The following is a 21,999-nucleotide window of genomic DNA, read 5'->3' on the forward strand; positions in this document are numbered from 1 at the left end:
TGCCTACGAAGGCATGGAGCAGCAGTCCGGGGAAATCACCAGCATGGCCGGGGCCGTGGAGCAGTTCAGCGCCACGTCGCTGAACATCGCCGACAACATGGGCAGCACCCAGCGCCTGGCCGAGGAGAACGCCGAGCAGACCCATATCGGCCGCGAGTCCATGGAACAGGCTTCGTCGTCCCTGGAACAGATCGCCGGGGCCCTGGGCAGCACCGCGGCGGTGATCGACACCCTGGGCCAGCGCTCCGAGGAAATCGGCGGGATCGTCGGGGTCATCACCGCCATCGCCGACCAGACCAACCTGCTGGCCCTCAACGCAGCCATCGAGGCGGCCCGTGCCGGGGAGCAGGGGCGGGGCTTCGCGGTGGTGGCCGACGAGGTACGCAACCTGGCTTCGCGTACCCGCGAGGCCACCGCGCAAATCTCGCAGATGATCAGCAGCATCCAGCAGGAAACCGGCAATGCCATCCAGACCATGGAGCAGGGCAACCGCCTGATGCAGGAAGGTTTGTCACGCAACGCCGGAGTGGCCGCGGCGCTGGCCTTGATCGACGAGCAGAGCCAGAGTGCCGGCGAGCAATTCGCCGCCATCACCACCGCGACCCAGGAGCAGAGCAGTACGGCCACGGTCCTGAGCCGCAACCTGCAGAGCATCGCCCAGGCCAACAGCGAACAGCGTGAGGTGGTGTCCAACCTGGCGGTTACCGCACGCGAGCTGGAGGCCCTGGCCGCCGACCTGCGCCACGAGGTCGATCGCTTCCGTTGACGGCACCTGCCCTCCGGCCTGGCGTTGGAGGGCGCTGGTTGCAATGACGCATGATTGGACTAAAACAGATGAGCGGTTGATTGCCCTTCAAGGACTTACCTTTCAGCAGGAGCAAGCATGACTCGTCTATCCCGTTTCGTTCCCCCTCTATTGGCTGTGTCGACGCTTTTGCTCGGCCACGCAGCCTTCGGCCAGGAAAGCCCGGCGTTCATCGCCCCGGCAGCCTGGAACACACCGTTCAACCGCATTGCCCAGGTGGCCTGCCACAACTGCTATGAAAAGCAGTACGCAGGCACCTTCAGCAGTGTGCTCGACAGTGTGCGTACCCTGGAGCTGGACTTCTGGGACCAGCGCGACGCGGCCACCGGAGGCTCGCCACGGCATTGGTTCGTGCGGCATAACCCGGGCACCCTGTTCCAGTCCGGCAACGACAATAACTGCACGGGCGATGGCACCGGCAAGAACGACCTGGAAGCCTGCCTGAACGACATCAAGAACTGGAGCGACGGCCATCCGGGGCATTTCCCCATCACCGTGATCCTGGACAAGAAGCAGGGCTGGTCAAAAGCCAGTTCCGGGCGCACGCCGCAGGATTTCGACGATCTGGTGAGCCGGATCTTCCAGGGCAAGCTCTATACCCCTCAGGACCTGGCGAGCTCCATCGGCAGCAGTGCCGGGGCCTTGCAGAAGAACCTCAAGGGCAAGGACTGGCCCACCGCCAGCCAGTTGCAGGGCAAGGTTTTGCTGGTGCTCAACCACTCCGAGAACCAGAAGCTCTCGCAGTACGCCGAGGCCCGGACCTCCAGTGCCAAGGTGTTCATCTCCCCGGTCACCAATGGCCAGAACGATGTCAGCGGCAAGGTCAGTGGCATGTCCGACCAGTCATCGGGCTACGTGGCCATGAACAACATGGGCAAGGGCGACAAGAAGTGGGCGGCCCAGGCCTTTGCCTACAGCCATATCGGCCGGGTCTGGGGTGACGACGGGGTGTCCTTCGCCCAGCACATCGCCGAGCAGGTCAACCTGTCGGCGTACTACAAGTTCGCCGACCAGGGGGACGGTGGTGTGCGCATCCGGCCGTTCTGAGGCTTATTGGAGTTCGGTGGAGTCGCCGAGCCCCGGATCCACGCGCTTGCCGATATCCCGCAGGCGCGCCAACTGGTCGACCATGCTCGGCGCTTCGTCGATGCTGCTGACGAAGGTCCACAGGTAGGTCATGACTGCGTACACATGGCCGGCCTTGACCTCGGGTGACAGCGACAGCTGGGTGATGGCGATCACGAACAGCACTGCCGCCACCACGCCGAGGAACAGGTAGGCCGTGGCTTCCCGGTCCGAGAGCCAGATCCGCAGCCGCGACAGCAGGCGGTAGTGGCGCTGCAGGGATTGGGCACCGACCCTGGCCACCAGGCCGATTTCCTTTTCCAGGCGGTTGTTCAGGCGCTCGTGCAACTGCTGGTTGCGCCGGGCGAAACGCGGCAGCAACACCACGCACAGCACCAGCGCCACCAGGCAGGCCAGGCCGATCCAGGGTTCGATGGCCAACAGCATCACCGCCGCACCGATGATCGAGACCAGGGCGGTGGCGATGATCGGCACGTGCTTCTCGAAGAAGTCGACGAACTCCCGGGCCAGCACCACCCGCGCCGCCGCGGTCGAGGTGTTCTGCTGTTGCTGGCGCTGGTTGAGGATCACCGGTACGGCCAGGTCCGCATAGATGCGGGTGAAGGTCCGGGTATCCACGGCCCGCCGCGCCGCGCCGACGATCCAGAAACCCAGCACCACCATGGCGTAGACCAGGGCGTGGGTGGTATCGCCACGCAGGATCGAGTCCACCGCGAACCCGGCGAACAGCGGGTAGGCCAGCAGCAGGGCGTTCTCCAGGGCCACCAGCGACAAGGTGACGAACAGCTTGCCTGGATAGGCGCGAGCGATGGCCTTGAGGGTCTGGCCGGCGGACTGCTGGCCGAGTTTCTGGGTGGGATCCGCGATGGCGGGGCGAGTGACGACAGACATGACTGCACCACGAATGAGATAACGGTTAATATTGAGCGAGTGCTCAATTATCCTTGAGCGATCGCTCAAAATGCAAGTGCCGGTCATCCCGGCACCAAGAGGTTCGATTGCCGATGTCCCGTAACGACCGAAAGGACCAGATCATCGGCGCAGCCCTGGAACTGTTTCACAGCAAGGGTTTCGCCGAGGTTTCCACCCGTGACCTGGCCGAGCATGCCGGCCTGTCCCGTAGCCACATCTACCACTACTTCAGCGACTTCAAGGAACTGCGCCGCGAGGCCTTCGTGCGTTTCGCCGATGGCCAGTTGGCGGCGGTGGAGGGCCTGGTGCGCGATGCGCAACCGGCCGAGGCCCTGCGAATATTTCTCCTCGATTGCCTGACGGACTCCAACTCCGTCGGTTGGGGGCTGTGGCTCGATGCCTGGGATGAAGCCATGCACGACGCCGAGCTGGCCGAGGTCTACCTGCGAATCAATGGCCAGTGGCAGGCGTTGCTGGCATCGATCATCGCCGCTGGCGTCCAGGCCCAGGTGTTTCGCTGCGCGGATGCCGGGCGGGCGGCGCGGCAGATCTTCGCCCTGGCCATGGGCTACACCGACGATCTGCTGCTGCAGGCTTCAGCTGCGGCGCAACAGGCCGCGTTGGCGGAGGTCATGGAGGTTGCCGGGTTGCTGCTGGGTTTGGATGACTGAACCTTCAACCGCTGCCGTGGCGATAATGCAGTGCCTCCGCCAGGTGCTCGCGGCCGATGGCGGTGGCCTGTTCCAGGTCGGCCAGGGTCCGGGCCACCTTGAGCAGGCGGTGGGCCGCGCGCAGCGACAGGCCGAGGTTCTCGCAGGCTGCTTCCAGCCAGCGCTCGTCGGTTGTGGATAACCTGCAATGGCGCGCCAGGCCGGGCAGGTCGAGCAGGGCGTTGGTGCAGCCCTGGCGCCGCAGTTGCAGGTCGCGCGCACAGGCCACCAGGTCGGCGGCGCTGGCACTGTCGTTACCCGGTTGCGGCGCGGGGTTCAGGGCCGTGGCCTCGCGGGCGACGGTCAGGTGCAGGTCGATGCGATCCAGCAGCGGGCCGGAGAGCTTGTTGCGATAGCGCTGGATCTGCTCCGGCGTGCAACGGCAGCGGCCACTGGGTTCGCCCAGGTATCCACAGGGGCAGGGGTTCATCGCCGCCACCAACTGGAAGCGTGCTGGAAACTGGACCCGCTCGCGGGCCCGGGCGATGACGATCTGCCCGGATTCCATGGGCTCGCGCAGAACCTCCAGGACCTTGCGGTCGAACTCCGGTAGCTCGTCGAGAAACAGCACGCCATGGTGGGCCATGGTGATTTCCCCGGGCTGCGGTTTCGAGCCACCGCCCACCAGAGCCGCGCTCGACGCCGAGTGGTGGGGTTGGCGGAACGGGCGCTGTGGCCAGTGGTCCAGCGGGGCGGGGCTGCTCACCGACTGGATGGCTGCTACCTCAAGGGCCTCGTGTTCTTGCAGCGGTGGCAGCAGGCCGGGCAGGCGGCTGGCCAACAGGGTCTTGCCGGTGCCGGGCGGGCCGCAGAACAGCAGGTTGTGGGCCCCGGCCGCAGCCACCAGCAGGGCCCGCTTGGCGGCCAGCTGGCCCTGGACGTCGCGCAGGTCGGGGTAGGGCGCGCGGTCATGGGGCAGGCCCTGGCTGACGCAGGCCGGGATCGGCGCCTGCCCGTTGAGATGGGCCGCCGCCTCCAGCAAATGGTCGACCGCGATCACGCTCAGGCCCGAGGCCAGGCAGGCTTCCTCGGCATTGGCCCGGGGCACCAGCAAGGCATGGCCGGCATCCCGTGCTGCCAGGGCCGCCGGCAGCACGCCGCGCACCGGGCGCACGGCCCCGGACAACGCCAACTCGCCCAGGCACTCGACGCGGTCCAGCGCCGTGGCCGGTAGTTGCTGGCTGGCCGCAAGGATGCCCAGGGCGATCGCCAGGTCGAAGCGTCCACCGTCCTTGGGCAGGTCGGCGGGAGCCAGGTTGAGGGTGATGCGCCGGGCGGGGAAGTCGAAGCCTGCGTTGAGGATCGCGCTGCGGACCCGGTCCTTGCTTTCCTTGACCGCGGTTTCGGGCAGCCCCACCAGGGTCAGGCTCGGCAGGCCGTTGGCCAGGTGCACTTCGACACTGACGGCCGGAGCCTGTACGCCCATCTGGGCGCGGCTGTGGATGATGGCCAGGGACATGCGACGTTCTTCCTTGCAGCGGCGGGAACCGCATCCTGCGGTGTTGCAAGGATAGGCGAGGGGGGCAGCGCGAGCGCTGGGCAATGCAGACAGGATGTGTCGCCGGCCTGTCCTTCAGCCTTGATGAAGGCGCGCGGCCGGCGAGGAGGGTGTCAGCTCATTGATCCTTCGGCTCAAGCCTGGCTTCCAGCTCGGCGACCTTGGCTTCCAGGCTTTCCAGGCGGGCCCGGGTGCGCGCCAGGACCACCATCTGGCTGTCGAATTCTTCCCGGCTGACCAGGTCCAGCTTGCTGAAGCCGCTTTGCAGCAGGGCCTTGAACTGGCTTTCGATTTCGTTGCGCGGCAGGGGAGTTTCGCCGCTGAACAAGCGCGAGGCATGGCCGCTCAGGGCGTCGAGGAGATCTTTGGGGGCGAGCATGGGAATGTCCTGAATAGCTGATGGGCCGCAGTGTATCACGCACGAACCGAGGGCTTGGCGCCGCCCGGCCTGCACGTTTTTTGCGCATCGGGCCGCAACCGCGCGCACCGTTATCGTGCGTATCGGTGGCGGGTTTTCCCGCCCCTGGCCGCGGGCCGCGGGCAACTTCATGAAATCGCTGGTGTTTCCCGACCTGGCAAGCTTTCTGCTTAGACCCTGGTGACCCATGCACTGATGCAGTCGCTGTGACGAATGCAGTGCGACCGACGAAACGGGGAGTGTTTCGTCAGGGCGGCTAGCGTCGGTCCGGCTGAGGAGGGCCGACGATGCGTTACAAAGCCAGGCACTGCGCTTAGACTTGAGTCGGGTTTGTTTTCCTGGGGCAAGTCCACCAATTCGGGAGAGAGTTTCATGAAGCTAGTCACCGCCATCATCAAGCCGTTCAAGTTGGACGACGTGCGCGAGTCGCTGTCCGAAATCGGCGTGCAGGGCATTACCGTCACCGAGGTCAAGGGCTTCGGTCGGCAGAAGGGCCATACCGAGCTGTACCGCGGCGCGGAATACGTGGTCGATTTCCTGCCCAAGGTGAAGATCGATGTCGCCATCGACGACAAGGATCTGGACCGGGTCATCGAGGCCATCACCAAGGCTGCCAACACCGGCAAGATCGGTGACGGCAAGATCTTCGTGGTCAATCTGGAACAGGCTATTCGCATCCGTACCGGCGAAACCGATACCGACGCAATCTAAGCCGCCCCAAACCCAACGCCCCAGGAGAAAACAACATGACTCTGCGTAAATTCGCAGGGCTAGGAGCCCTTTTGCCCCTCGTAATGCCTGGCTTGGCCATGGCGGCAGACGAAGCGGCTGCTCCAGTCCTCAATTCCGGCGACACCGCCTGGATGCTCACCTCCACCGCCCTGGTACTGTTCATGACCATCCCCGGGCTGGCGCTGTTCTACGGTGGCATGGTGCGGTCCAAGAACATTCTTTCGGTGATGATGCAGTGCTTCGCCATCACTGGCCTGGTGACTGTCCTGTGGTTCATCTATGGCTACAGCATCGCGTTCGACACCAGCGGGATGGAAGCTGGCGTGGTCAACCTCAATTCCTTCGTCGGCGGCCTGTCCAAGGCCTTCCTCGCCGGTATCACCCCGGCCAGCGTGACCGGTCCGGCAGCGCTGTTCCCCGAGGCGGTGTTCGTCACCTTCCAGATGACCTTCGCCATCATCACTCCGGCGCTGATCGTCGGTGCTTTCGCCGAGCGGATGAAGTTCTCGGCGATGCTGATCTTCATGGGCATCTGGTTCACCGTGGTCTATGCGCCCATTGCGCACATGGTCTGGAGCGGTCCGGGTTCGCTGATGGGCGACTGGGGCGTGCTGGATTTCGCCGGCGGCACCGTAGTCCATATCAACGCCGGTATCGCCGGCCTGGTCTGCTGCCTGGTGCTGGGCAAGCGCAAGGGCTTCCCGACCACGCCAATGGCCCCGCACAACCTCGGCTACACCCTGATGGGCGCGGCGATGCTGTGGATCGGCTGGTTCGGCTTCAACGCCGGTTCCGCCGCAGCGGCCAATGGCACTGCCGGCATGGCCATGCTGGTGACCCAGATCGCTACCGCTGCCGCGGCCCTGGGCTGGATGTTTGCCGAGTGGCTCACCCACGGTAAACCCAGCGCCCTGGGGATCGCCTCGGGCGTGGTGGCAGGCCTGGTGGCGATCACTCCGGCGGCCGGTACCGTCGGCCCGATGGGGGCCCTGGTCATCGGCCTGACGGCGGGTGTGGTGTGCTTCTTCTGCGCGACCAGCCTCAAGCGCAAGCTGGGGTATGACGACTCCCTGGATGCCTTCGGCGTGCATGGCATTGGCGGCATTCTCGGAGCGATCCTGACCGGGGTCTTCGCCGCCCCGGCCCTGGGTGGCTTCGGCACCGTGACCGACGTTGCCGCGCAGGTCTGGGTCCAGGCCAAGGGTGTGGGCCTGACCGTGATCTACACCGCCGTGGCGACCTTCATCATCCTCAAGGTGCTGGATGCGATCATCGGCCTGCGGGTGACCGAGGAAGAAGAGGCTGTCGGCCTCGACCTGGCCCAGCACAATGAGCGCGGTTACAACCTGTAAGCACCCTGCTCGAAAAAGCCCGGCTTCGGCCGGGCATTTTTTTGCCTGGTGCTTGTCATTGAGGAAGGCTGAAAGGTTTTTATGATGAGCCTTGGCAGGTTTGCCAGACGATTTTTAGTAGGGCAAATGCTTACACTAAAGCAGGATTATTCGGCGCTTTGTTTTTTTCCTGAGCGCGCTAGAATGCGCGCCGAAGCGTGGAGATAGGTATGTGGCAACAGACCCTGATTACCCTGCGGGCCAGGCCCCGGGGCTTTCACCTGGTAACGGACGAGTTGCTCGCCGGCTTGCCTGAGTTGAAGGCATATCGAGTCGGACTGCTGCACTTGTTGCTGCAACATACCTCGGCCTCGTTGACCGTCAACGAGAATGCCGACCCGGCGGTCCGACGCGACTTCGAACGTTTCTTCAATACCCTGGTGCCCCAAGGCATGAGCGGGTACGAACACAACGACGAAGGCGCGGACGACCTCCCGGCCCACTTCAAGGCCAGTTTGCTAGGCTGTCAGCTGACTTTGCCGATCTCGGCGGGCCGGCTGGCGTTGGGCACCTGGCAAGGTGTTTACCTGGGCGAGCACCGTGATCACGGCGGTGCTCGTAAAGTCCTTGTCACCTTGCAGGGTGATAAGGCATAAGCCGCTGAGTATCAGTGGATGTTGATTTTTTCCGGCAGCCTTCGACAGATGGCCGAGCTGGGCTATAACTAATCTGCTTTTCGCAAGTCATGAGGTAGAACATGAGCGACGATGATCTGGAAAACGACGACCTCGAAGTAGGTGACGAAGACGATACCGAAGAAGGTCTTGAAGCGGCCGCCGAAGATGTGGCGGAAGACGATGGCGGTGATGCTCCCGCTCCGACCGCCAAAGGCAAGTCCAAGGCCGCTGTCTCGGTAGACGAGCTGCCGAGTGTCGAAGCCAAGAACAAGGAGCGCGATGCACTGGCGCGTGCCATGGAAGAATTTCTGGCCCGTGGCGGTAAAGTGCAGGAAGTCGAGGCCAACGTGGTCGCCGACCCGCCCAAGAAGCCTGATAACAAGTACGGCAGCCGGCCTATCTGAGCCTTGCTACTTGCTTGCTGAAAAAACCCGCCGTCGCTGCGGGTTTTTTCATGCCGGTGTAAAGAGCGGGCGGGCGTCTAGAGGGATTTCCAGCGTCCCAGCAGCGCGGGTAGTTCGGTCAGGCTGCGGATCTGCGCATCGGGTGCGCGTTCGGCTTCCCAGGCCTTGCCGCCCGGGTTGAACCAGATGGCGCGCAAGCCGGCCTGCTGGGCGCCGGCAATGTCGTCGCCCGGGTGGTCACCGATATGCACCGCGGTGTCGGCACTGGCGCCGCCGCGCTGCAGGGCCTCCTGGAACAGCCGGGCATCGGGCTTGGCGATGCCGATATCCTCGGCGCACAGGGCGAACTGGAAATAGTCCGCCAGGCCCAGGCGACGCACGTCGGCATTGCCGTTGGTGACCACTCCCAGGGCGAAGTGATTGGCCAGGGCCTCCAGGGTCGGTTGCACCTCGGGGAAGATGTCCAGCTGGTGCCGGGCGTGCAGGAACACTTCGAAGCCCTCTGCGGCCAGCCGGCTGGCCTCAGCCTGTTCATATCCCGCTTCCTCCAGTGCATGGAACAGCACGCGCCGGCGCAAGGCGCTGATCCGGTGCTTGAGCTCGGGCTCGCGCTCCAGCACTTGCGCGCGGATCGCCCACAGGTGCTCCACCGGCACGCCGCCCAGGTCTGGGGCATGTTCGGCCAGCCACTGGCGCAGGGTGGCCTCGGCGCTGACGATCACCGGAGCGGTGTCCCACAAGGTGTCGTCGAGATCGAAGGTGATCAGCTTGATGGTCATTGTTCACCGCCTTTGTTGCGTTTGGCCCGTGGATGGGCGCTGTCGTAGACCGCGGCCAGGTGCTGGAAGTCCAGGTGGGTATAGATCTGCGTGGTCTTGATGTCCGAATGACCCAGCAGCTCCTGCACGGCGCGCAAGTCCTGGGAGGACTCCAGCAGGTGGCTGGCGAAGGAGTGGCGCAACATATGCGGGTGCAGGTTCTGCCCCAGCTCGCGCTCGCCCGCGGCCTTGACCCGCAGCTGGATGGCCCGGGGGCCGAGACGCCGGCCTTTCTGGCTGACGAACAGGGCGCCGTCCGGCGGGTTGCTCAAGGCCCGCAGTGGCAGCCACAGCGCCAGGGCCTCGCGGGCTTTGCGGCCCACCGGCAGGACCCGGGTCTTGCTGCCCTTGCCGTGGACCTGCACCAGGCCGTCGGCCAGGTCCAACTGCGCAAGATCCAGGCTGGTCAGCTCGGACAGGCGCAATCCGCAGGAATAGAACAGCTCCAGGATCGCCTGGTCGCGGTGGGCCAGGAAGTCGTCTTCCACCGCGCCATCGAGCAGTTGCAGGGCCCGGTCGGTATCCAGGGTCTTGGGCAGCCGCCGCTCGCCCTTGGGCGGCGCCAGGCCGTTGGCCGGGTCGTGCTCGCACAACCCTTCGCGATTCAGGTAGTGATACAGCCCGCGTACCGCGGACAACAGCCGGGCCAGGCTGCGGGAGGACTGCCCCTGCTGGTGCAGGCGTACGATCAGGCTGCGCAGGCCCTGGATATCCAGGTCGACCCAGCTGCGTATCTGCTGCTTCTCGCAGAACCCCAGCACTTTGCCAAGATCGCGGCGGTAGGCCTCCAGGGTGTGGGGCGACACCTGGCGCTCACTGCGCAGGTGCGCGCAGTAGGCGTCCAGTTGTCCTTGCATGCTCAGCGGACCGAGCGCAGGGAGTGGGTGAAGCGCGGCAGTACGTGGCCGGTGACTTCGGCGATGTAGTTGAGGAACAGGGTGCCCACCGAACTCTTGTAGTGCTGTGGATCGCGGCTGGCGATGGCCAGTACGCCGTGCATGCCCTGGTGCGCCAGGGCCACCACTGCAGTGGAGCCGATCTGCTTGCGCTGTTCTTCGCCGAACAGGAAGTCCAGCTCATGCTCGCGCAGGCTGCCGCTGACGCTCTTGCCTTCGGACAACAAGCCGCCGATGGCGCCCTGGGCCTCGGCTGCCGATACCCAGCGGCCCACCGGCATGGGGTTGTCGCTGAACAGGATCAGGCTGACGAAAGGCACCTGGAACTCCTGGCGCAGGCTGTCCTCGACGCTCATCACCACTTCTTCGAGGCTGGTGGCGTCCAGCAGCGCGAGGATCAGGCGCCGGGTCTTGTCGAATAGCCGGTCGTTGTCCCGGGCCACGTCCATCAGTTGCGACAGGCGATGGCGCATCTCGATGTTGCGCTCGCGCAGGATCTTCATCTGCCGCTCCACCAGCGAGACGGTATCGCCGCGCTGGTGGGGAATGCGCAAGGCCGGAAGCAGTTCTTCGTGGGCGACGAAGAAGTCCGGGTGCGCCTCCAGGTAGGCGGCGACGGCCGCCGCTTCCAGGTTCTGCGCGGGGGATTCGTCGGGCGTTGTGCTGGGAACCTGCGGCTGGTCGGTCATGGATTTCGCTCACTCATAGACGCACCTGTCCTTCGTATACGCGTACTGCCGGGCCGGTCATCAGCACCGGTTGGCCAGGGCCTGCCCATTCGATGGACAGGCGTCCGCCCGGCAGGTCGATCAATAGCGGCGAATCCATCCACCCCTGGCTGATCGCGGCCACTGCGGCTGCGCAGGCGCCGGTCCCGCAGGCCTGGGTTTCCCCGGCGCCACGTTCCCACACCCGCAATTGCGCGCGCTGGCGATCCAGGACCTGGAGAAAACCGACATTGACCCGGGCCGGGAAGCGCGGGTGGTGCTCGATCTTCGGGCCCAGCTCGTGGACCGGTGCGCTGTTGATGTCATCGACCCGCAGCACCGCATGGGGGTTGCCCATGGAGACGGCGGCCAGCTCGACCTGGCGTCCGTCGACCTCCAGGGCATAGCTGGTGGCCTGGGCTGGCGCCTGGAACGGGATATCGGCCGGCACCAGGCGTGGCGGGCCCATGTCGACGCTGATCTGGCCGTCGTTGCGCACGTCGAGCTCGATCACGCCGCTCTTGGTCTCCACGCGGATCCGGCGCTTGGTGGTCAGGCGCTTGTCCAGTACGAACCGGGCGAAGCAGCGCGCACCGTTGCCGCATTGCTCCACCTCGGAACCATCGGAATTGAAGATCCGATAGCGGAAATCCACATCCGGGTTGGTCGGGGCCTCGACGATCAACAACTGGTCGAAACCAATCCCGGTATTGCGATCCCCCCATTGCTTGGCGTGCTTGGGTTGGATGTGCGCGTGCTGGCTGACCAGGTCGAGAACCATGAAGTCATTGCCCAGGCCGTGCATCTTGGTAAAACGCAGCAGCATGGTCTTACTCCGGCAGCAGGCTTTCGCCAGCGAATAACTCGGCCACCGTTTCGCGGCGACGCACTTGCACAGCCTGGTCGCCATCGACCAGTACTTCGGCGGCACGGCCGCGGGTGTTGTAGTTAGAGCTCATGACGAAACCATAGGCGCCGGCGGAATGCACGGCCAGCAGGTCACCTTCGGCCAGGGCCAGCGAGCGTTCCTTGGCGAGGAAATCGCCGGTTTCGCAGATCGGGCCGACGATGTCGTAGGTACGGGGTTCGGCATCCCGGGGCCGGACGGCGCTGACATCCATCCAGGCCTGGTACAGCGCCGGGCGGATCAGGTCGTTCATGGCGCCGTCGACGATGGCGAAGTCTTTGTGTTCGGTGTGCTTGAGGTATTCCACGCGGGTCAGCAGCACGCCGGCGTTGGCGACGATGAAGCGGCCCGGCTCGAACACCAGGGCCAGGTCGCGCCCGGCCAGGCGCTCGCGTACCGCCTTGACGTAGTCGGCGGCCAACGGTGGCTCTTCGTCGCGATAACGCACGCCCAGGCCGCCACCGAGGTCGATGTGGCGCAGGTAGATACCGCATTCGGCGAGGCGATCCACCAGGTCCAGCAGGCGGTCCAGGGCATCGATGAAGGGCGCCAGGGTGGTCAGTTGCGAACCGATGTGGCAGTCGACCCCGACGATCTCCAGGTTGGGCAGCTGTGCCGCGCGGATGTACACATCCTCGGCGGCGGCGATGGCGATGCCGAACTTGTTTTCCTTGAGGCCGGTGGAAATGTACGGATGGGTGCCGGCATCGACATCGGGGTTGACCCGCAGCGACACCGGGGCGCGCACGCCCAGCTCGGCGGCCACCTGTTGCAGGCGCTCCAGTTCCTCGGCGGATTCGACGTTGAAGCAGTGGACGCCCACTTCCAGGGCGCGGCGCATGTCGTCACGGGTCTTGCCGACGCCAGAGAAGACGACCTTGTCGGCCTGGCCGCCGGCAGCCAGCACTCGTTCCAGTTCGCCACCGGAGACGATGTCGAAGCCGGCGCCCAGGCGCGCCAGGACATTGAGCACTCCCAGGTTGGAGTTGGCTTTCACCGCGAAGCAGACCAGGTGCGGCATGCCGGCAAGAGCGTCGGCATAGGCCTGGTACTGGGCTTCGATATGCGCCCGGGAATAGACGTAGGTGGGCGTACCGAAACGCTCGGCAATGGCGGACAGGGCTACGCCTTCCGCGAACAGCTCGCCGTCGCGGTAGTTGAAAGCGTCCATGGCGGGCCCTTAGTAGGTGTCGTAGGTGTCGTGCTTGTGCGCCTTGGACTGCTCTTCAGGGGATTTGCTGTCGTCAGGCAGGTACAGCGGGCCTTTCTGGCCGCAGGCGGTTACAAGGCAGGCAACCGCGACGAGCGCAGCAAGGGCGGAGATCAGGCGCTTCATGGCGAAATCCTTGAGAATGCGTAAATTGCGCCCGAGTATACCGGCCACCCGGCAGCTTGCCTATGCAAGGCAAATCTCGCCGGGGGAGCCTTCGTCAACGGCTGCGGGGCCTGCCGGAGGATTGGTCGCCCCGGGTGGCTGCAGGTTCTGTATCCTTTGCATTCACCGGGAGGCGCCCGTATCTTGCGGCGCTTGAGCGTGACTAGACACTTTTCGAGGTTCCCGCAATGAGTTTGACCGAAGCCCGTTTCCACGACCTGGTGGACGCCACCCAGCAGGCGCTGGAGGATATTTTCGATGAGAGCGACCTGGACATCGACCTGGAAAGCTCGGCCGGCGTGCTCACCGTCAAGTTCGACAACGCCAGCCAGGTGATCTTCAGTCGCCAGGAGCCCCTGCGCCAGTTATGGCTGGCCGCGCGCTCCGGTGGTTTCCACTTCGACTACGACGAAGAAAGCGAACGCTGGGTGTGCGACAAGAGTGCCGAGCAACTGGGCGAGATGCTCGAGCGCATCGTCTTCGAGCAGGCCGACATCAAGCTCGAGTTCGACGGGCTCTGAGTCGTGAGCCAGAGCCCTGCGGTTCGCCCGCCCAAGCCGCTCTACAGCAACGTCAGCCCCGCCGTGGGTTCGCCATGCATCAGCCTGTGCCGCCTTGATGAGGAAAAGGTCTGTCGCGGCTGTTTCCGGCATGTGGAGGACATCCGCGAATGGCGCTCGGCCGACGACGAGCGTCGCCGGGTGATCTGCGCCCAGGCACTGCAGCGTAAACAGGTCGCTGCACCGGGGGACCTGTAGCGTATATCCGCACGGTTTGTTTATTGCGAATGCTGTGATAGTGTCCGACTTCGCCTCGCTACCTCGAGGCCGGTGAGAACCCCGTCTTATTTGGCGGGGTTTTGCTTTTTTGTGCAGAAAAAACAGGAGTCAGCCAGGATCATGAGTACTGCACCATCCATCATCCTTACCCGCCTTGACGTACAGCGTCTGGAGCGCCTGATCGATAGTCTGGACGACTCGCTGCCAGGCGTCATTGCCTTGCAAGCCGAGCTGGATCGCGCCGAAACGCTGGTGGGTCACGATGAGGTTCCGGCCGGTGTCGTCACCATGAACTCGCGAGTGCACTGCCGTGAAGAAAGCAGTGGCAAGGACTATCACCTGACCCTGGTCTATCCACAGGATGCCAATGCCGACGAAGGCAAGATCTCTATCCTGGCGCCGGTGGGCAGTGCGCTGCTGGGCTTGCAGGTCGGTCAATACATCGACTGGCCGGCCCCGGGCGGCAAGACCCTGAAACTGACCTTGCTGGAAGTCGAATACCAGCCGGAAGCCGCAGGCGACTTCCACCTCTGATACCTGCCTAGACCTGCTCCAGCGCCTCGTTCAGGGCCCGCTCCAGGCTGGCCTTGTAACGCAGGTAGAGAATGCTCGAGCTTTGCCCATCACCGAGCAGGCCGGACAGGTCCAGGTCGGTGATGTAGCAACGGTAGCGTTCCGGTTCGCGACGTTGCTCGACGATTTCCTGGACCACCGCACTGAACAGCTGGTCGCCATATTCCAGTTCGGAAAACTCCCGTTGATTGCAGTACAGCGAGACTTGCACCTGCCCCGGTGCGGCCTTGCCGATGATCGCCTGCACGTCGTAGAACCCCTTGTCGATCGGGGTCAGCGGCGCGGGGCGAGCCTCTACCCGGCGCGCCCTGCCCGTGCCTGACGGCAATATCTGGAAATAGAGTGTATCCAGAGGTTTCTCGCCGGGGCTGTTGTCCATGGGCAACAGGGCCTCGCGGCGGTAGAGGATCGATTGCAAGAAGCGCTGCAGTGGCACCAGCAAGCTCTGTTCGTCGTGGTAAGGCAGGGTCTGCTGCCATAGGGCGTTGTGCTCATCCAGGACATACAGCTCGGCCTGGTTCTCGACGATCCGGTAGAACACCTGGATGCAGTCCGGCTGGCCCATGGGCAGGACCAGCGCCAGGTCGTGCTCCTCCAGGGCCATGGGGTCCAGGTGCAGCGGGCTGTAGCGGGTTTGCTCCTGCCCCAGGTACTCCAGCAGCGCCGCGGGGGTGGCCATGGCACGGTGCCGGACTTGCCCAGGCAGCAGTTCGAGGACGTGATAGTGCTGCTGCACCTGGATCAGGTAGCGGTAGTTGAGCTGGCTGAGCAGCAGGTCTTGCGCGGTCTCGAACAATTCCTCCACCCGGCGTGCGATGAACTGCGCGCGGTTGTGGCAGAAACAGCGGACCCGCAACCGTGGCTGAGGCCCCGACGGCAGGTTGTTGAGGTAGTCGCGCAGGCACTCGAGCAGCGCATGTTCGCCATCGTGGCGGCCCACCATGACCTCGTTCCAGCTGTTGAGTGTGACCTGGTCCAGGGTCAGCACCAGGTTCTCGCGCACCCCGGCATAGCTCAGTGAGTCGGTGCGCTCGGTGGTCATGTGGATGTTCAGCTCGCGATGGTGCTTGAGCGGGTCCACTGCGACGTTCACCAGCACCAGCACCTCGCTGGGGACGCTGGCATGCAGCAACTGGTCCTCACTGACAGTGTTCAGCGGCAGGGCCACGGTCTGTTGCAGGCTGCCCAGCAGGTTGAACAGCTCGAACTCGCTGAGGTCGCTGCTGCCGGGGTGCAGGGCCAGGCGGGTGCTGCTGTCGATGACGCCGTTGCGATGGCACCAGGTGAGCAACTCCACCAACTCGCGACTGCGCTTGATCGGCGCGAAGTGCTCCCACTCCAGGGCCGTCAGGTTGCCGTTGTACAGGCCCCAGTGGGTTTGGCCGGGCTCCTTGCGGTTCGGCGACTGCACCAGGGTCAGGGTGTCTTCGGCCAGGTCCGGGGCGATGCCCGGGTTGATGAATTCGATTTTTCCGGCCTTGCGTTCGAAGGCCGCGTACAGGCGCCGTCCCAGCACGTTCAGGTCGCGCTTATTGATCAGGCTGGCGGCCTGTTCGGTACGGGCGAACTGGGTCAGGAAGCGATAGCTGTAGTTCAGTTCGTTGACCAGGGAGCGCCGCTCGGCGCCGACCTGGCGCACCTTCCACTGGCTGCGGCTGTCGAGCAGGGCCAGCTGGCGCTGGTCCCATCCCCATTCTTCGGCCAGGCGCTCCAGCAGCGCCCGCTGCCAGCTCGTATTGCGGGCGCCGTTGCCGGTAGTCAGCTTGCGGTTGACCTTGAGATACAGGCTGCGGCGCACCAGCTCCAGGCGCTCGGGTTCGCCGCGGGCCTTGAGGTATTCCTCGATACGCCGGTAGACCACGATGTAGGGGTCCAGCTCATCCAGGTCCAGGCGGTTGGCGAACACCGCCTGCTTGAAGCGCAGGCTCAGGCACTGGACCCGAGGGTGCTCGCTGGCGTAGACCTCGATCAGCAGCAGCTTGAGCACCGACTTGTAGGGCGACTCGATGCCCTTGAACAGCTGCCAGAGCCCCGCGCCGATGAATTCCCCCGGGGGAATGCGCGCCATGTGCCCCAGGTCGAGGTTTTCCTCGGCGGGCACGAAGCGCTTGGACAACAGCGTATGGATGTACTGCTCGTAGCGCGATTCCTCGTACACCGGCACCAGCCACCAGAGCGGCGTACGTCCGGCGAGCCAAATGGCGGTGCGATAGAACTCGTCCAGCAGCAGGTAGTGCTGGGTGGTGCCGCAGTCGTCAGAGCTCAGCTGGGTGTCGCGTTCGCCGCGGACGAAGCGGCTCGGATCGATGAGGAAGAAATGCGCTTCGGCGCCCTGGCCTTCGGCCCAGGCCTCCAGCAGTTGGCATTTCTTCTGTAGTTCGGCCAGTTCGTTCTCGTCCAGGTCCGGGGCATGGCAGACCCAGACGTCCATGTCGCTCTGGTCGGCCTGGGCCAGGGTGCCCAGGCTGCCCATCAGGAACAGTCCATGGATCGGTCGTGGCGGGTTGCCGTGGCGGGCCTTGTAGGAAAAGGAGCGAGTCAGGCGCTGGGCTTCGGCCAGTACCTGGGGATCGGGTTCGTAGTTGGACAAGCCCGCTGGCGTCGCCCCGGAGACGTAGCCGGGCAGCAGCGGGTGATTGACGTGGAAGAACAGCGGCAGCAGGTTGAGGACCAGTTGCTGGCGCGCCGACAGCCCCTCCATCGCCCGGGCCATGCGTCCTTCGTTGAGGGTCAGAAAGCGCGCGCGAAGTTGGCTGAGAACCTTGCGGTCGATTCCTTCATCCAGGTCGGGACGGATTTCATGGGTATGGGGCATTTCAAGCGGGGCTCGAACGTGGCGAGGTTCAGGGTCGGGGGCAGTTTACCGGCAGACGGGGCTGAGCCTTAAGCTGATTTTATTTTTTGACGCCGGATTTCTAACGCATTGGCGCGAGACGGCCTACGGAATCCCGACAGACGGGAGTCCCGCAGGCCCGGGAAGACTTCAGGCGGTTTCAGCGACGGTGAGGATGGTCAGCAGGCCCTGGGCATGCTCGGCGGCGTCGCGGCCAAGGCTGGTGAGGTAGCCGCCATCGGGCTGGGTGATCAGCTCCTTGGTGTACAGGCGCTTGGCAGCAGCGATGGCGGAAGGGGCGGCGGTCTGATGGATCTTCAGGCCTTCCTGGGAGCTGTCCAGGTTGAACAGTGCGAGGATTTCCAGTTCGGCAACCAACTCAGGGGTATACGACATAAGGACTCCAGACTTTCTAGGAATGAAAGGTCAGCGTTCTTAAGGTGACCGCACGGCGGCGGTGTGTCCAGCGTTCGCTGAGTTCTTTTGCGGCCCGGGACAGCGGTGTTTGGCCGCAGGGTGGTTGCAGTGTAGCCAGCGGCTGGAAGGTTGGTGGGGCACCGCATGAGGTGGCGCCCCGGCAAGCGAGGGTCACTGCTTCTCGGGAGGCAGCTGCGGCAGGGCCCGCAGGGCGGTTTCGTACCACTGGGTGTCGAAGGGGCGGTCTTCTTCGAGGATTGCATCGATCTCGATCGCCAGGACATGAGCCATCAGGTTGAGGATTTCTTCCCGCTCGTAGCCCACCAGGGTCAGCTTGTTGAACGTGGCCTTGGCCGCTGGCGGGTTGTCGCTGGCGATCTGGTTCTCGATCGCCTCGATCAGGGTGTTTTCGGCGAACTCTTCTTCGTCGTTGTCGATATCGGTTGGCTCGCTCATGGCAGGCTCCTCAAGGAAAGGCGCCAGTCTACCCGGATTCCGGGGCCGGGTGCTTGGCGGCCGGAGGGTTAAGCTTCTATGAAACAGCCGACCCCGCGCGGCCTGGAGGCAATGGAATGTTCAAGCTTTATGGGTTCGCCATCAGCAACTACTACAACATGGTCAAGTTGGCGCTGCTGGAAAAGGGCCTGCCCTTCGAAGAGGTGCTGTTCTACGCCGGACAGAGTCCCGAGGCCCTGGCCATCAGCCCCCGGGGCAAGGTGCCGGTGCTGGAGGTGGAGCAGGGTTTCATCAGCGAGACCAGCGTGATCCTCGATTACCTGGAGCAGGTCCGGCCCGAACCTGCGCTGGTGCCGAAGGAGCCTTTCGAGCGGGCCAGGGTGCTTTCGCTGGCCCGGGAAATCGAGCTGTACATCGAATTGCCGGCCCGCGCCTGTTTTCCCGAAGCGTTCTTTGGCGTGAGCGTGCCCGAGGCGATCAAGGAGAAGGCCGGGATCGAGCTGCTGCAGGGGTTCGCCGCGTTACAGCGCCATGCCCGGTTCGATCCTTACGTGGCGGGCAGCGACTTGAGCATCGCCGATCTGTATTTCCAGTACAGCGTGAGCCTTGCCCTGGTGGTTGGGGACAAGCTGTTCGGGATCGATTTCCTGGCCCGGATGCCCGAGGCCAGGGCGCTGTTGCAGCGCCTGGAACAACGCCCCCACGCTCGGCGCATCGCCGCCGACAAGGCTGCGCTGATGACCGCGCGAAGAGGCTGAAGGCGTGCCCGCCCGGGCGCTGGCCAGGGCGGCACGGGTGGGGCTTAGCGGCTGCCCAGCAGGGCCTGGCCGCGAGCCACGGCGGCGCGGACCTGGGCCGGTGCGGTACCGCCGATGTGGTTGCGGGCGTTGACCGAGCCTTCCAGGGTCAGCACGGCGAAAACGTCCTGGTCGATCTGGTCGCTGAACTTGCGCAGTTCCTCCAGGCTCATCTCGGCCAGGTCCTTGCCGGTGTCCACGCCGTATTTCACCGCATGGCCGACGATTTCGTGGCAGTCACGGAACGGCAGGCCACGACGCACCAGGTAGTCGGCTAGGTCGGTGGCGGTGGAGAAACCACGCAGCGCCGCTTCGCGCATGATGGCGTGCTTGGGCTTGATGGCCGGGATCATGTCGGCGAAGGCACGCAGCGAGTCGCGCAGTGTGTCGGCGGCGTCGAACAGCGGCTCCTTGTCTTCCTGGTTGTCCTTGTTGTAGGCCAGCGGCTGGCCCTTCATCAGGGTCAGCAGGCCCATCAGCGCGCCGAACACCCGGCCGCTCTTGCCGCGCACCAGTTCCGGCACGTCGGGGTTCTTCTTCTGCGGCATGATCGAGCTGCCGGTGCAGAAGCGATCGGGCAGGTCGATGAACTGGAACTGGGCGCTGGTCCACAACACCAGCTCTTCGGAGAAGCGCGACAGGTGCATCATTGCCACGCTGGCGGCGGCGCAGAATTCGATGGCGAAGTCACGGTCCGACACGCTGTCCAGGGAGTTGCCGCCCACGGCCTCGAAGCCCAGCAACTGGCAGGTCAGCTCGCGATCGATCGGGTAGGTGGTGCCAGCCAGCGCGGCGCTGCCCAGGGGCATGCGGTTGGTGCGCTTGCGGCAGTCCACCAGGCGCTCGTAGTCACGGCTGAGCATTTCGAACCAGGCCAGCATGTGGTGGCCGAAGGTCACCGGCTGGGCGGTCTGCAGGTGGGTGAAGCCGGGCATGATGCTGTCGGCTTCGCGCTCGGCCAGCTCCAGCAGGCCTTTCTGCAGGCGGGTGATCTCGCCCAGGATCAGGTCGATCTCGTCGCGCAGCCACAGGCGGATATCGGTGGCCACCTGGTCGTTGCGGCTACGGCCGGTGTGCAGCTTCTTGCCGGTGATGCCGATGCGGTCGGTCAGGCGCGCCTCGATGTTCATGTGCACGTCTTCCAGGTCCACGCGCCAGTCGAAGCTGCCGGCTTCGATCTCGCCCTGGATGGTCTTCAGCCCGTCGATGATGCTGTCGCGCTCGGCGTCGGTGAGCACGCCGACCTTGGCCAGCATCGTGGCGTGGGCGATCGAGCCCATGATGTCGTGGCGATACAGGCGCTGGTCGAAATTGACAGAGGCGGTGAAGCGGGCGACGAAGGCGTCGACGGGTTCACTGAAGCGGCCGCCCCAGGACTGATTGGTCTTGTCAGTGCTCATGAATTCGCTCGTGATCTGCTGAAGGAAGATGGCATAAAAAACAGGCGCCGATGATAGCAGGGTTGCCCGGGCTGTCGCTGGCACTGGTCGGCAGCTTTTTACCTGCGACCCCAGGACCGCTTGCCGCCGGCCCGGGCGGCGCGGAGACTGGAACCGGTGCGCCTGGACGAGGTCGGTTGCCTGAGTGCCGAAGGTGATATCGATCAAACGATATTTATCGATTGAGCAATATCGTCTTGGCAACCGTCTACAGTTGGACAAGAGGCACGGCGCAATCGCCTGGCATCCCTGTGGGGCGCCGCGATGGGCCGGCCATCGAGTTCATAACCGCGCAGGGCCATGCAACCCGTCCACTAAACGAGACGAGTGCGGCCAGGTTGGGCGCCGGCCACAAACGAGGGGGGCTTAGTGTTGAGTTCCAGCATTCCCTGCGACCTTGTCGCGCATCCAGCGGCCCGACGCGGCATCGGGCAGGTACGGGTAAATATTGGTGCCCGACTTGCGGCACTTTTTGGCCTTCGCACTAGTCTTAGCGTGGATCGCCGTGACGGACGTCACTCCACCTGTCTACGCTATCCTTGTGCGAGACTCACGCAGGAATCCAGCGCAATATGAATGTCCTGATCGTTGATGACGAACCCCAAGCCCGCGAGCGCCTGAGCCGTATGGTCGGCGAGCTCGAGGGATACAGTGTCCTGGAGCCCAGCGCCACCAATGGCGAAGAGGCATTGAGCCTGATCGACAGCCTGAAGCCGGATATCGTCCTGCTCGATGTGCGGATGCCAGGCCTGGACGGCCTGCAGGTCGCCGGCAAGTTGTGCGAGCGCGAAACGCCTCCGGCGCTGGTGTTCTGCGCGGCTCCGGATGAATTCGCCCTCGAGGCGTTCAATGACAGCAGCGTGGTCCACCTGGTCAAGCCGGTGCGCCCCGAGCTGTTGCTGGAAGCGTTGAAGAAGGCCGAGAAACCCACCCGCGTGCAGCTGGCCGCCCTGACCCGGCCTGCAGCGGAAACCGGCAGCGGCCCGCGAAGCCATATCAGTGCCCGTACCCGCAAGGGCATCGAGCTGATTCCCCTGGGCCAGGTGGTGTATTTCATTGCTGACCACAAGTACGTGACCTTGCGCCACGAGAGCGGCGAAGTGTTGCTGGATGAACCGCTCAAGGCCCTTGAAGACGAGTTCGGCGAGCGCTTCGTGCGTATCCACCGCAATGCCCTGGTGGCCCGCGAGCGTATCGAGCGCCTGCAACGAACGCCCTTGGGGCACTTCCAGCTGTACCTCAAGGGTCTCAATGGTGACGCGCTGATCGTCAGCCGGCGTCATGTGGCTGGCGTGCGCAAGATGATGCAACAGCTCTAGGGCGCTGGACGGAGCCTGCCAGCAAGGAAGCTTGGCAGCGAGAGGGCACCAGGTTCCTGATACAAGTCAAAGCTGCTTTGGCTGAGCTGTTATCATCTGCCGTATTTATT

The 21,999-nt window shown here is 64.4% G+C and carries 25 protein-coding genes; 12 read left to right on the forward strand and 13 right to left on the reverse strand.

What is annotated here, in order from left to right:
- Window positions 1-43 precede the first annotated feature (43 nt).
- Window positions 44-766, forward strand: coding sequence for a methyl-accepting chemotaxis protein (locus GDH07_RS32785; RefSeq protein WP_371857886.1), 723 nt, complete (start codon window positions 44-46; stop codon window positions 764-766).
- 117 nt (window positions 767-883) lie between these two features.
- Entirely contained in the window at window positions 884-1,852 is a 969-nt protein-coding gene (locus GDH07_RS01110) for a Ca2+-dependent phosphoinositide-specific phospholipase C (protein ID WP_031320689.1), read from the forward strand.
- A 3-nt stretch (window positions 1,853-1,855) separates the two neighbouring features.
- Here the strand turns inward: GDH07_RS01110 and GDH07_RS01115 are convergent, their stop codons facing one another.
- Complete coding sequence (locus GDH07_RS01115; RefSeq protein ID WP_152896512.1) at window positions 1,856-2,869, reverse strand: ABC transporter six-transmembrane domain-containing protein; 1,014 nt, start codon at window positions 2,867-2,869, stop codon at window positions 1,856-1,858.
- A gap of 26 nt (window positions 2,870-2,895) precedes the next feature.
- On the opposite strand from GDH07_RS01115, the gene GDH07_RS01120 reads away from it, so the two are divergent.
- Window positions 2,896-3,474: a TetR/AcrR family transcriptional regulator gene (locus GDH07_RS01120; protein WP_152896513.1), complete on the forward strand. Its 579-nt coding sequence runs from the start codon at window positions 2,896-2,898 to the stop codon at window positions 3,472-3,474.
- Between the two features lie 4 nt (window positions 3,475-3,478).
- Here the strand turns inward: GDH07_RS01120 and GDH07_RS01125 are convergent, their stop codons facing one another.
- Both GDH07_RS01125 and GDH07_RS01130 read right to left on the reverse strand, forming a co-directional pair.
- Window positions 3,479-4,972 (reverse strand): YifB family Mg chelatase-like AAA ATPase, encoded by a 1,494-nt coding sequence (locus GDH07_RS01125; RefSeq protein WP_152896514.1) that lies wholly within the window; start codon window positions 4,970-4,972, stop codon window positions 3,479-3,481.
- Window positions 4,973-5,129: 157 nt separating this feature from the next.
- Window positions 5,130-5,390: an accessory factor UbiK family protein gene (locus tag GDH07_RS01130; RefSeq protein ID WP_022641805.1), complete on the reverse strand. Its 261-nt coding sequence runs from the start codon at window positions 5,388-5,390 to the stop codon at window positions 5,130-5,132.
- Between the two features lie 411 nt (window positions 5,391-5,801).
- Between GDH07_RS01130 and glnK the strand changes: the two genes are divergently transcribed.
- The 4 genes from glnK (at window position 5,802) to sutA (ending at window position 8,573) form a co-directional block, all read left to right on the forward strand.
- Window positions 5,802-6,140: a P-II family nitrogen regulator gene (gene glnK / locus GDH07_RS01135; protein WP_002555808.1), complete on the forward strand. Its 339-nt coding sequence runs from the start codon at window positions 5,802-5,804 to the stop codon at window positions 6,138-6,140.
- Between the two features lie 35 nt (window positions 6,141-6,175).
- On the forward strand, window positions 6,176-7,513 hold the full coding sequence (locus GDH07_RS01140) for an ammonium transporter (RefSeq protein ID WP_152896515.1): 1,338 nt from the start codon (window positions 6,176-6,178) through the stop codon (window positions 7,511-7,513).
- Between the two features lie 209 nt (window positions 7,514-7,722).
- Window positions 7,723-8,148, forward strand: a complete 426-nt coding sequence (locus tag GDH07_RS01145; RefSeq protein ID WP_022641803.1) for a secondary thiamine-phosphate synthase enzyme YjbQ — start codon at window positions 7,723-7,725, stop codon at window positions 8,146-8,148.
- A 101-nt stretch (window positions 8,149-8,249) separates the two neighbouring features.
- The gene (gene sutA / locus GDH07_RS01150) at window positions 8,250-8,573 is read left to right on the forward strand and encodes a transcriptional regulator SutA (RefSeq protein ID WP_022641802.1); all 324 of its coding nucleotides are present in this window, start codon (window positions 8,250-8,252) and stop codon (window positions 8,571-8,573) included.
- 77 nt (window positions 8,574-8,650) lie between these two features.
- On the opposite strand, the gene GDH07_RS01155 is transcribed toward sutA, so the two are convergent.
- From GDH07_RS01155 to lptM, 6 genes are read right to left on the reverse strand one after another with little or no spacing between them, the layout of a single operon-like run.
- Window positions 8,651-9,352 (reverse strand): HAD family hydrolase, encoded by a 702-nt coding sequence (locus GDH07_RS01155; protein ID WP_053133693.1) that lies wholly within the window; start codon window positions 9,350-9,352, stop codon window positions 8,651-8,653.
- Complete coding sequence (gene xerC, locus GDH07_RS01160) at window positions 9,349-10,248, reverse strand: tyrosine recombinase XerC (RefSeq protein WP_022641800.1); 900 nt, start codon at window positions 10,246-10,248, stop codon at window positions 9,349-9,351. The genes GDH07_RS01155 and xerC overlap by 4 nt, the downstream gene beginning before the upstream one ends.
- Before the next feature lie 2 nt (window positions 10,249-10,250).
- Entirely contained in the window at window positions 10,251-10,976 is a 726-nt protein-coding gene (locus GDH07_RS01165; RefSeq protein WP_152896516.1) for a DUF484 family protein, read from the reverse strand.
- 13 nt (window positions 10,977-10,989) lie between these two features.
- Window positions 10,990-11,820 (reverse strand): diaminopimelate epimerase, encoded by an 831-nt coding sequence (dapF, locus tag GDH07_RS01170; RefSeq protein ID WP_022641798.1) that lies wholly within the window; start codon window positions 11,818-11,820, stop codon window positions 10,990-10,992.
- A 4-nt stretch (window positions 11,821-11,824) separates the two neighbouring features.
- Window positions 11,825-13,072 (reverse strand): diaminopimelate decarboxylase, encoded by a 1,248-nt coding sequence (gene lysA, locus GDH07_RS01175; RefSeq protein WP_053133699.1) that lies wholly within the window; start codon window positions 13,070-13,072, stop codon window positions 11,825-11,827.
- Between the two features lie 9 nt (window positions 13,073-13,081).
- Window positions 13,082-13,237, reverse strand: coding sequence for an LPS translocon maturation chaperone LptM (gene lptM, locus GDH07_RS01180; RefSeq protein ID WP_022641796.1), 156 nt, complete (start codon window positions 13,235-13,237; stop codon window positions 13,082-13,084).
- Between the two features lie 227 nt (window positions 13,238-13,464).
- Here lptM and cyaY point away from each other — a divergent pair, with 227 nt between their 5' ends.
- The 3 genes from cyaY (at window position 13,465) to rnk (ending at window position 14,589) form a co-directional block, all read left to right on the forward strand.
- Window positions 13,465-13,797 (forward strand): iron donor protein CyaY, encoded by a 333-nt coding sequence (gene cyaY, locus GDH07_RS01185; protein WP_053133702.1) that lies wholly within the window; start codon window positions 13,465-13,467, stop codon window positions 13,795-13,797.
- 3 nt (window positions 13,798-13,800) lie between these two features.
- Window positions 13,801-14,034 carry a DUF1289 domain-containing protein gene (locus tag GDH07_RS01190; protein WP_343038069.1) on the forward strand — a complete coding sequence of 78 codons (234 nt, stop codon included), beginning with the start codon at window positions 13,801-13,803 and terminating at the stop codon, window positions 14,032-14,034.
- Between the two features lie 141 nt (window positions 14,035-14,175).
- On the forward strand, window positions 14,176-14,589 hold the full coding sequence (gene rnk, locus GDH07_RS01195; RefSeq protein ID WP_022641793.1) for a nucleoside diphosphate kinase regulator: 414 nt from the start codon (window positions 14,176-14,178) through the stop codon (window positions 14,587-14,589).
- 7 nt (window positions 14,590-14,596) lie between these two features.
- Here rnk and GDH07_RS01200 read toward each other — a convergent pair whose 3' ends face one another.
- The 3 genes from GDH07_RS01200 to GDH07_RS01210 all read right to left on the reverse strand — a co-directional run bounded on the left by GDH07_RS01200 (window position 14,597) and on the right by GDH07_RS01210 (window position 18,334).
- Window positions 14,597-17,443: a class I adenylate cyclase gene (locus GDH07_RS01200; RefSeq protein WP_152896517.1), complete on the reverse strand. Its 2,847-nt coding sequence runs from the start codon at window positions 17,441-17,443 to the stop codon at window positions 14,597-14,599.
- Between the two features lie 168 nt (window positions 17,444-17,611).
- Entirely contained in the window at window positions 17,612-17,857 is a 246-nt protein-coding gene (locus GDH07_RS01205; protein WP_152896518.1) for a TIGR02647 family protein, read from the reverse strand.
- A gap of 192 nt (window positions 17,858-18,049) precedes the next feature.
- Window positions 18,050-18,334, reverse strand: a complete 285-nt coding sequence (locus GDH07_RS01210) for a hypothetical protein (protein ID WP_022641790.1) — start codon at window positions 18,332-18,334, stop codon at window positions 18,050-18,052.
- A gap of 116 nt (window positions 18,335-18,450) precedes the next feature.
- Between GDH07_RS01210 and GDH07_RS01215 the strand changes: the two genes are divergently transcribed.
- Entirely contained in the window at window positions 18,451-19,092 is a 642-nt protein-coding gene (locus GDH07_RS01215; protein ID WP_022641789.1) for a glutathione S-transferase family protein, read from the forward strand.
- A gap of 44 nt (window positions 19,093-19,136) precedes the next feature.
- Here GDH07_RS01215 and argH read toward each other — a convergent pair whose 3' ends face one another.
- Entirely contained in the window at window positions 19,137-20,531 is a 1,395-nt protein-coding gene (gene argH, locus GDH07_RS01220) for an argininosuccinate lyase (RefSeq protein WP_152896519.1), read from the reverse strand.
- A gap of 611 nt (window positions 20,532-21,142) precedes the next feature.
- On the opposite strand from argH, the gene GDH07_RS01235 reads away from it, so the two are divergent.
- Window positions 21,143-21,889, forward strand: a complete 747-nt coding sequence (locus tag GDH07_RS01235) for a LytR/AlgR family response regulator transcription factor (protein ID WP_053133708.1) — start codon at window positions 21,143-21,145, stop codon at window positions 21,887-21,889.
- The last annotated feature ends 110 nt before the right edge of the window (window positions 21,890-21,999 follow it).

Origin of the sequence: Pseudomonas piscis (genome assembly GCF_009380155.1) — a bacterium.
Taxonomy (GTDB): domain Bacteria; phylum Pseudomonadota; class Gammaproteobacteria; order Pseudomonadales; family Pseudomonadaceae; genus Aquipseudomonas; species Aquipseudomonas piscis.